The organism is Polaromonas sp. P3_C2 (genome assembly GCF_056402675.1).
This window is the reverse complement of sequence record NZ_JBFUGX010000100.1, coordinates 1-8871: the sequence shown is the minus strand read 5'-3', so window position 1 is coordinate 8871 and position 8871 is coordinate 1. Positions and strand designations below refer to the sequence as shown.

11 protein-coding genes are annotated in these 8871 nt (G+C 63.4%); 10 read left to right on the top strand and 1 reads right to left on the bottom strand.

Features of this window, described 5'->3' with window-relative positions; translation table 11 throughout:
• Window positions 1-224: 224 nt before the first annotated feature.
• The gene (locus tag AC1DWI_RS06535) at window positions 225-1715 is read right to left on the bottom strand and encodes an aminotransferase-like domain-containing protein (protein WP_477668683.1); all 1491 of its coding nucleotides are present in this window, start codon (window positions 1713-1715) and stop codon (window positions 225-227) included.
• A gap of 121 nt (window positions 1716-1836) precedes the next feature.
• Here AC1DWI_RS06535 and AC1DWI_RS06530 point away from each other — a divergent pair, with 121 nt between their 5' ends.
• The 10 genes from AC1DWI_RS06530 to AC1DWI_RS06485 all read left to right on the top strand — a co-directional run.
• Window positions 1837-2448, top strand: coding sequence for a LysE family translocator (locus AC1DWI_RS06530; RefSeq protein ID WP_477668684.1), 612 nt, complete (start codon window positions 1837-1839; stop codon window positions 2446-2448).
• The gene (locus AC1DWI_RS06525) at window positions 2445-3401 is read left to right on the top strand and encodes a DMT family transporter (protein ID WP_477668685.1); all 957 of its coding nucleotides are present in this window, start codon (window positions 2445-2447) and stop codon (window positions 3399-3401) included. The genes AC1DWI_RS06530 and AC1DWI_RS06525 overlap by 4 nt, the downstream gene beginning before the upstream one ends.
• Window positions 3401-3733: an antibiotic biosynthesis monooxygenase family protein gene (locus AC1DWI_RS06520; protein WP_477668686.1), complete on the top strand. Its 333-nt coding sequence runs from the start codon at window positions 3401-3403 to the stop codon at window positions 3731-3733. The genes AC1DWI_RS06525 and AC1DWI_RS06520 overlap by 1 nt, the downstream gene beginning before the upstream one ends.
• Before the next feature lie 69 nt (window positions 3734-3802).
• Window positions 3803-4264 carry a RidA family protein gene (locus AC1DWI_RS06515; RefSeq protein ID WP_477668687.1) on the top strand — a complete coding sequence of 154 codons (462 nt, stop codon included), beginning with the start codon at window positions 3803-3805 and terminating at the stop codon, window positions 4262-4264.
• A 5-nt stretch (window positions 4265-4269) separates the two neighbouring features.
• Window positions 4270-4599, top strand: coding sequence for a DHCW motif cupin fold protein (locus AC1DWI_RS06510; RefSeq protein WP_477668688.1), 330 nt, complete (start codon window positions 4270-4272; stop codon window positions 4597-4599).
• 104 nt (window positions 4600-4703) lie between these two features.
• On the top strand, window positions 4704-5348 hold the full coding sequence (locus AC1DWI_RS06505; protein WP_477668689.1) for a DJ-1/PfpI family protein: 645 nt from the start codon (window positions 4704-4706) through the stop codon (window positions 5346-5348).
• A 182-nt stretch (window positions 5349-5530) separates the two neighbouring features.
• A complete protein-coding gene (locus tag AC1DWI_RS06500; protein WP_477668690.1) occupies window positions 5531-6724 on the top strand; it encodes an aminotransferase-like domain-containing protein in 1194 nt (397 codons plus the stop codon).
• Window positions 6725-6745: 21 nt separating this feature from the next.
• A complete protein-coding gene (locus AC1DWI_RS06495; RefSeq protein WP_477668691.1) occupies window positions 6746-7366 on the top strand; it encodes a glutathione S-transferase family protein in 621 nt (206 codons plus the stop codon).
• Window positions 7367-7401: 35 nt separating this feature from the next.
• Window positions 7402-8316: a PhzF family phenazine biosynthesis protein gene (locus tag AC1DWI_RS06490; protein WP_477668692.1), complete on the top strand. Its 915-nt coding sequence runs from the start codon at window positions 7402-7404 to the stop codon at window positions 8314-8316.
• A gap of 15 nt (window positions 8317-8331) precedes the next feature.
• Window positions 8332-8871, top strand: a 540-nt coding sequence (locus tag AC1DWI_RS06485) for a VOC family protein (protein ID WP_477724558.1), incomplete at its 3' end; no start/stop codon positions are given.

Below are 8871 nucleotides of genomic sequence, written 5' to 3'. Positions count from 1 at the left end.
GAGGGGGAAGGGAGGAAAGGGCAACGCCCCAGGCGCAACAAGCCAGGCGAACTCCAACGCGGAGCATGGCGGGGCGGAAGACATAACCGCATAGTCGCGGCCGCTCGCCGCGGGCAGAGTGGCGAAAGACAAGCTGCCCGAACTCGGTGCCAAGCTCGCTCAAAACTCGCTTCTTCACGGCCCGCCCTGTTCTGTCAGGGCAAGCCGCGAAAGAAGGAGGAAAGTTACCTCACGGCATCACGCAAGCGCGCAAACACCTTCCAGAACGCAGCCTCCTGCGTGGTTGCAAAGTTGATGCGCATCAATGTGCTGGGTTTGCGCGCCGCGTGAAACAAGCCGCCAGGCGCAATCAGGTAGCCCTCGTCCAGCATGCGCTGGGACAACGCATCGGTGTCGACGCCCGTGTCCACCCAGCCGAACAGGCCGGCGGGCTCCGCAGCAAATGTGCAGCCGTGAGCCAGGGCCAATTTGACGCTGCGTGCACGCGCGCCGTCAAGCCGGGTGCGAATACGCTCGGCATGCCGGCGTAACTGGCCCTGATCTATGCACCAGGCCAGCGCCTTCTCCAGCAGGGCTGGCGTGGTTAGCGTGGCCAGCAGTTTGGTGTCCAGCAGGCGCTCGATGAGGTCGGGGGGTGCGGCCATGAAGCCGACGCGCCAGCCGGGTGCCAGGATCTTGGCGAAGCCGCTGACATAAATCGTGCGCTGCAGCCCATCGAGGGCGCATAGCCGCGTGGCATGCTCAGGCGCCAGGTGGCTGTAGGTGTCGTCTTCAACAATGTGGAAGTTGTGTTGCATCGCCAACTGCAGCACGCGGTGGGCGCTGCCGGGCGTGAGGCAGTAGCCCGTCGGGTTGTGGAATACGCTGACACTGACAAACAGCTTGGGCTGGTGGATTTCGCAGTATTGGGCCATCACCGCCAGGTCCGGGCCGTCGGCGCGGCGCGGTACCGGCAGGATGCGCATGCCTAAAGCGTCCAGTCGGGCGAACTCCACCGCCCAGCCGGGCTCCTCCACCATCACACAGTCCCCGGCACGCAGCAGCGTCCGGCTGACGATGTCGAGCGCATGGGTGGCGCCAACGGTGGTGATGATCTGCTCGGGCGCGGCGTGCACATTGAGTGCACTGAGCTTCTGCGAAAGCGCGCGGCGCAGGCCGCTGTCGCCCATGGGTTCACCGTACTGGAGCGAAAAGTCCCGCAACGCGCTGACGCTGGTGACTTTGCGGACGGCGGCCGGCATGAAGGTGGTTTCGAGCCAGTCTGGTGGAAACACGCCCATGCCGGGTTGCGGCTTGTTGCTGACCTTGTGGAACATCCCGCGGATCAGCGCCGTCGCATCCACCGGCGCCTGGCGCGTGGCCATCCAGGTCGCAGTGCTCCAGGCGCCCGGGGGGGCGTGGCCCGCGGCCGTACCCGTTTTTGCGTCTGCTATATTTTTTATAGCTGCCGGCGCTTTAGGAGCCTGCGCCAGCGCCGCATTAAGCGAAGTATCACGGACAAAAAAACCGCGGTTCTTGCGCGCCACCACCAGGCCTTGCGCCAGCAACTGGTCATAAGCCGCCACCACGGTGGAGGCACTTACACCTTGCTGCTCGGCGCACAGCCGCACAGAAGGCAGGCGCGCACCAGGGGCCAACAGCCGGCTACGGATGCGTTCGGCAAAGCGCGCCGACAGCTGTTCGGTGAGGGACTGTGAAGCGGTTTTCATCAACATGGTGTGGCCTTGGCACGCCCTGCAGGCGGCATGTGTGCTGACAATTTGACCAATACAGTTTGGAAATTTGTACCAACAACTGTACTGGTGGTGTATTGCTTTCAACTATAAAGTTGAAAACATGAACTGGCAAGAATTTACGGCCTTACTGGTGCTGGCAACGGCGATGAGCTTTTCGCCGGGACCCAACACGACGCTATCAACCGCACTGGGAGCCAACCATGGGTTGAAACGCGCACTGCCTTTTGTCTGCGCGGTGCCGGTCGGCTGGGGCGTACTGCTGCTGGTGTGTGCCCTGGGGCTGGGCGCCCTGGTGCTGGCTGTGCCCTTGCTGAGCTGGGCCGTGAAGATCATCGGCGTGGCGTACCTGCTGTGGCTGGCCTGGAAGATTTCGCAGTCGCGCCAATTGAGCGAGGCGGACGCGGCGCGCCTGAACATCACTTTCTGGCAAGGCGCCGCACTGCAGTTTGTCAACATCAAGGCGTGGATGCTGGCGCTGGCCATCGTGAGCGGCTGGATTGCCGGCCGCGAGGCCCCGGGCGCGCGGCTGGCCATCGTATTGCCGGTGATGCTGGCCTACGCGTTTGTCAGCAACCTCACTTACGCGCTCGCCGGGTCATTGCTGCGCGAGTGGCTGACCGGCCCGTCCGGCAGCGGACGACGGCTCCAGTGGTTCAACCGCGCCATGGCGCTGGTACTCGTGGCCACCGCCATCTGGATGCTTTTTATATGACGTCCACATCTGCCGACACAAACAAAGGGCTATGGCTCGGCTTGCTGGGCATCGTGATTTTTGCCGTCACGCTGCCCATGACACGCCTGGCCGTGGGCACGCCCGATGCACCGCAGATGTCCGGCGTTTTCATCGCGCTCGGGCGGGCCACGGTGGCGGCCGTGTTGTCGGCGGCGTTTTTGCTGGCCACCCGCGCGCCACTGCCGCAGCGAAAGGACTGGTTGCCGCTGACCATCACCGCGGGCGGCGTGGTGTTTGGTTTTCCGCTCTTCACCTCGATTGCCATGCGTTACGTGGAAGCCGTGCATGCAAGCGTCATCCTCGGCGTGCTGCCCCTGGCCACCGCGGCAGTGGGCGCGCTGCTGCACCGCCAGCGTCCGTCTGCCGGCTTCTGGCTGTGTGCGGCGCTGGGCAGCGCGCTGGTGGTTTTGTTTGCCATGCTGCGTTCAAACAGTGAGGGTGGGCTGTCCATCCATTTTGCTGACCTATTGTTGCTGGCCGCCTGTTTGTGCGCGGCAGTCGGTTACGGCTACGGCGCGCGGCTGTCCCAGCACATGCGCGCCGAGCACGTGATCTGCTGGGCCTTGGTGCTCTCGCTGCCCTTGACTTTGCCGCTGTCTCTTCTCAGCTGGCCCACAGCACCACTCAAGGTCAGCGCCTGGGCCGGCTTTGCCTACGTGGCGGTGTTCTCGGCCTGGTTGGGATTTTTTGCCTGGTACCGCGGCCTGGCGCTGGGCGGCACGGTCCGTGTCAGCCAGGTGCAGTTGGTGCAACCGTTCTTGTCCATGCTGTTTTCTGTGCCGCTGCTTGGCGAGCACCTGGACGCGGTCACTGTCGGCTTCGGGCTGGCCGTGATTGCCACCGTTTTCATCGGCAAAAAAATGCCGGTGCAGTCAGGCGCCCGCATGCCGGCCGCCGAACCGGGCTCTTTGCTCAACACCAGAAAGTTGTGATGTACTCAGCCGCCTTTATCTTTGAACCCGGCACCTACGACGAACGGTTCCACACGCTGGACGCGCTGATCGAAGAAGCCGCCCTTGCCACGCCGGGCTACCTGGGCGCGGAGTCCTGGCGTTCGCCGGATGGCGTGCTGACCAATGCGACTTACTTCTGGGAGACCGAGGAATCGCTGCGCGTATTTTCAGCACACCCCAAGCACCTGGAAGCCAAACGCCAGTACACGCAGTGGTACAAAGGTTTTCACATCGTCATCTCACAGGTGTTGCGCTCTTACGGCGACGGCACCATTACACACATCACGCCCAACCAGCGAAAGCGGGCATGAAGCGGGCTTGAGGCCGCCCGCCGCTTTTGCACTGCTTTCCAGGATATCCCCTACAACAAGGAACCATCGATGACCCCCGAACAACGCCTGCAGCAACTCGGCCTGATCCTGCCGCCCGTCGTGACCCCTCGCGGCAACTTCGATGCCTGGGTGCTCGACGGTTCCATGCTGTACCTGTCGGGCAAGGGCTCGCCGCTGCGGCAAGACCTGGCTGTGGTGCCTAAGGTCGGGCGCGAGATCAGCGCGGAGGAAGCCCGCAAACATGCCCACGACGTCGGACTGAACCTGATTGCCACCATGAAGGCCGCCCTGGGCGAACTTTCGCGCGTGCGGCGCGTGGTCAAGCTGCTGGGCATGGTCAATGCGGCGCCCGATTTCACGGGCCATACCGAAGTCATCAACGGCTGCTCTGACCTGCTGGTGCAGGTATTCGGCGACGCGGGCCGCCATGCGCGCTCGGCAGTCGGCGTGGGCTCACTGCCGCGGGGCTTTGCGGTGGAAATCGAAGCCATCGTGTCGGTCACGGAGTAAGCAGCATGAAAATGAACGAAATTCCCTTCGGCACCACCGACTGGTCCAACGTGGAACGCACCGAACATTCCGCCCTGGAAGGCAAGGCCTTCTGGCGCACCCGCAAGTTTGGCGATGTGCGCGTGCGCATGGTGGAGTACACGCCCGGCTATGTTTCCGATCACTGGTGCAGCAAAGGCCACATCCTGCTTTGCCTGGAAGGCGAGCTGCATACGGAGCTGGACAACGGCAGTGTGCACGTGCTGTTACCGGGCATGAGCTACCAGGTGGCAGACGGCGCCGAAGCCCACCGGTCGACCTCGCCTTCGGGGGCCAAACTGTTTATCGTGGACTGACCCCGCACCAACCGTCTCACCTCGGTACCGGTAGATCGATTCACAGCAACGTCTTTTTTTCTTTCAGTGAAGTAGCGCTTTCAACCCGCATCAGGACAGCTTTCATGCATATCGCCATCCTTACCTTCGACGGCTTCAACGAACTGGATTCCTTGATCGCCTATGGAATGCTGAGCCGCATTTCGCTGCGGGGTGATGCCGACTGGAAAGTCAGCATTGCCAGCCCCACCGAGCGCGTGACGTCGATGAACGGCCTCACCATTGATGCGCATATCGGCCTGAAAGAAGCCAATCGGGCCGATGCCGTATTAATCGGCAGCGGAATGAAAACGCGCGAAGTCGCCAATGACGCGTCCATCCTCGGTCAACTGCAGCTCAATCCACAACGGCAGCTCATAGCGGCGCAGTGCTCCGGGACCTTTTTGCTCGCCAAGCTAGGGCTTGTCGGCCAGATGCCGGCATGCACGGACTTGACCAGCAAGCCCTGGGTGCAGGCAGCCGGGGTGAGCATCCTGAACCAGGCCTTCTTTGCGAAGGGCAACCTGGCGACCGCAGGCGGCTGCATGTCCGCGCAATACATTTCCGCATGGCTGATTGCCCGGCTGAAGGGCATTGACGAAGCCCGCGAGGTGCTGCACTACTTTGCCCCGGTCGGTGAAAAAGAGGAATACGTCTCACGGGGACTTGCACATCTGAAGGCGAATTTACAGGAACAGTCGACGACACCGGAAATGTCCGGCGCGTCGTGACGCCAGACCCGCAAGGACGGGTATGGCGAGTGTGAAAGCAAAGACAAGTGCACGGAGCGGGGGCAGAATGAATGCGCCAAGTCGTCCCCGCTCCCGGCAGCCACCGGACAGTGGATTTTGAAAATCTTGCCAAAAATTTTTGTGCCCGGTTGTCTTTTGACGGCCCATAAGGAGAGAGTGAAATGGAATGGACCCAAGCGCAGCGCGCCAAAAAAATGAACCCCTCGGTGATCCGCGAGATCCTCAAGGTCACCGAGAAGCCCGGCATCATCAGCTTTGCCGGCGGCCTGCCCTCGCCCAAGACCTTTCCGGTCGCCGCCTTTCGCGAAGCCTGTGACAAGGTGCTGCGCGAAGACGGCCATGCGGCGCTGCAGTATGCGGCCAGCGAAGGCTATGCGCCGCTGCGCGAGATGGTGGCCGCCATGCTGCCCTGGGAAGTCGACCCGGCGCAGGTGCTGATCACCACCGGCTCGCAGCAGGGCCTGGATTTGATCGCCAAGATATTGATCGACGCCGGCAGCCGCGTGCTGGTGGAAACGCCTACCTACCTGGGCGCGCTGCAGGCCTTCACGCCGATGGAGCCCGAAATCGTCGGCGTGGCCAGCGACGATGAAGGTGTGGACGTCAAGGACCTGGCCAGCAAGGCCGCCGGTGCGCGTTTCTTTTATGTGCTGCCCAACTTCCAGAACCCGACCGGCCGCACCATGACAGAAGCGCGCCGCGCCGCACTGAGCGCCGAGGCCGCGCGCCTGGGCCTGCCCATCGTCGAAGACAACCCCTATGGCGACCTGTGGTTTGACACACCGCCGCCGCTGCCGCTCACCGCGCGCAACCCTGAAGGCTGCGTGTACATGGGCTCGTTCTCGAAAATCCTGGCGCCGGGTTTGCGCCTGGGCTTTCTGGTCGCGCCCAAGTCGCTCTACCCCAAGCTGCTGCAAGCCAAGCAAGCGGCCGACCTGCACACGCCGGGCTTTAACCAGCGCATGGTGGTCGAGACCATGAAGAACAACTTCCTGGACCGCCACGTGCCGACCATTCGCGCGCTCTACAAATCGCAGCGCGACGCGATGCTGGCCGCGATGAAGCAGGGCATGCCCGAAGGTGTGAGCTGGAACACACCGGCCGGCGGCATGTTTTTGTGGGTGCGCCTGCCTGAAGGCATGAACGCCATCGACCTGCTGCCCAAGGCCGTGGAGCGCAACGTGGCCTTTGTGCCCGGCTGGGCCTTCTACGCCGACCATGCCGACGCCCGCACGCTGCGCCTCTCGTTCGTCACGTCCAGCGTCGAGCAAATCAACATCGGCATCGCCGCGCTGGCTGCGGCCATACGCGAGCAACTACCTGCCGGCCTGCCTCAACTGCGCGCGGCAGCATGATGAACGCGAAAGGGACCTGACATGCTTCATCTTTGGGGGCGCATCAGCTCCATCAACGTGCGAAAAGTCGTGTGGGCCGCGCAGGAGCTGGGCCTCACGATGCAGCGAACCGACGCCGGGGGCCAGTTCGGTATCGTCAAGGAGGCCGATTACCGGCGCAAGAACCCGAATGCGCTGGTGCCGCTGATGGAAGACGGTGAGGTGCTCATCTGGGAGTCCAATGTCATCGTGCGCTACCTCTGCGCCAAGCACTCGCCAGGCAATTTTTATCCCACAACGCTGCCGCAACGCTTTGCCGCCGAGCAGTGGATGGACTGGCAGCAGACCACCTTCAACCCGGCCGGACGCACGGCTTTCGTGCAGTGGATTCGCACGCCAGCGGAGCAGCGCAATACAGAACTGATTGCGCAGTCCGTAGCCGCCACCGAAGCGCTGCTAACACTGCTCGATGCACATCTGGCTGACCATGCGTTCATGGGCGGCGACCAGTTCAGCATGGCCGACATTCCGCTRGGCTGCGAAATGCACCGCTGGTTCGGCTTGCCGCAGCCGCGGCCCGTGCGTCCCCATCTGGACCGCTGGTACCAAACCCTCCTGGCACGGCCCGCCACGCGCGGCGTGCTGGACCTGCCTTTGTCATAAATCTTCAAACCTCCCCTGGAAAACCGAGAAACCCCATGAAGCAGCGCGCATTCAAGCAAGTCGACGTGTTCACACCCACCCCTTACTTCGGCAACCCCCTGGCCGTGGTAATCGACGGCAGCGGCCTGGATGATGCCGCCATGCAGCGTTTTGCCAAGTGGACCAACCTCTCGGAAACCACTTTCCTGTTGCCACCCACAGACGCCACGGCTGATTACAGCGTGCGCATCTTCACGCCCGGCGGCGAACTGCCTTTTGCCGGCCACCCCACGCTGGGCAGTTGCCACAGCTGGCTGGAAGCCGGTGGGCAACCGCACAGCAAAGACTTTATCGTGCAGGAGTGCAAAGTAGGCCTGGTGAAGATTCGCCGCGAGACTGGCACGAAGCGCCTGGCGTTTGCCGCGCCGGCCCTGAAGCGCTCCGCGCCCAGCCCCTCATTGCTGGCGCAGGTAGCCGGCGCGCTGGGCCTGAAAGCGACAAGCATCCTGGCTGCCCAATGCCTGGACAACGGCCCGTTGTGGCTGGGCCTGCTGCTGGACAACCCGGAGACCGTGCTGCAACTGGCGCCCGATCACAAAGCGCTGGCCAAGCTGGGCACCAAAGTCGGCGTGGTGGCGCGCTACCCACGTGAGGAAACCGCGCCGCTGATTGCACGCGCCAACCGCGAAGCCAAGGCATTCGCAGCCTCCGCACCTGAAACAGCCCCTGATTTCGAAGTTCGGGCCTTCGCCTCTCCCATCGGTGTCGACGAAGACCCCGTCACCGGCAGCCTCAATGCCAGCCTGGCCCAGTGGCTGATCGCCGAAGGCCATGCATCCGAGCGCTATACCGCCTCGCAAGGTGTCTGCCTGGGCCGCGCCGGTCAGGTGCATATCGAGCGCGATGCAGCCGGCCAGGTGTGGGTGGGCGGCGAATCGGTCACCTGCATTGACGGAAGCGTGACGCTTTAGGAACCAGCCCTAACCATGGAACACAGCACCACACTCCCGCCGCTGGCCTCGCAGGTCGACCACCTCGTGGTGGTGGCGGCCAGCCTCGCCGAAGGCGTGCAGTGGTGCGAACGCGTGCTGGGCATCACGCCCGGGCCGGGCGGCGAGCATCCGCTGATGGGCACGCACAACCGGCTCTTCACAGTGGCCTCGCCGGCCTTTCCACGCGCCTATTTCGAAATCATTGCAATCAATCCGGACAAGCAAACCCCGCGTACGGCACCGGCCAGACGCTGGTATGACCTGGATGATCATGAGTTGCAGCTGCGGCTGAGCAAGACCGGCCCGCAGCTCGCGCACTTTGTCGCCTCGACGCCCCGTGTGATCGCGGCGGTGCGGGCGCTTTCCCGCCTGGGGCTGGATCGCGGTGAGGCGCTGGACGTCTCGCGCATGACGCCGCAAGGCCAGCTCACCTGGAAGATCACCGTGCGCGAAGACGGCCAGCGGCTGTTTTACGGCGCGCTGCCCACGCTGATCCAGTGGGGCGACGTGCATGCGGCCGACGGCATGGCGCCG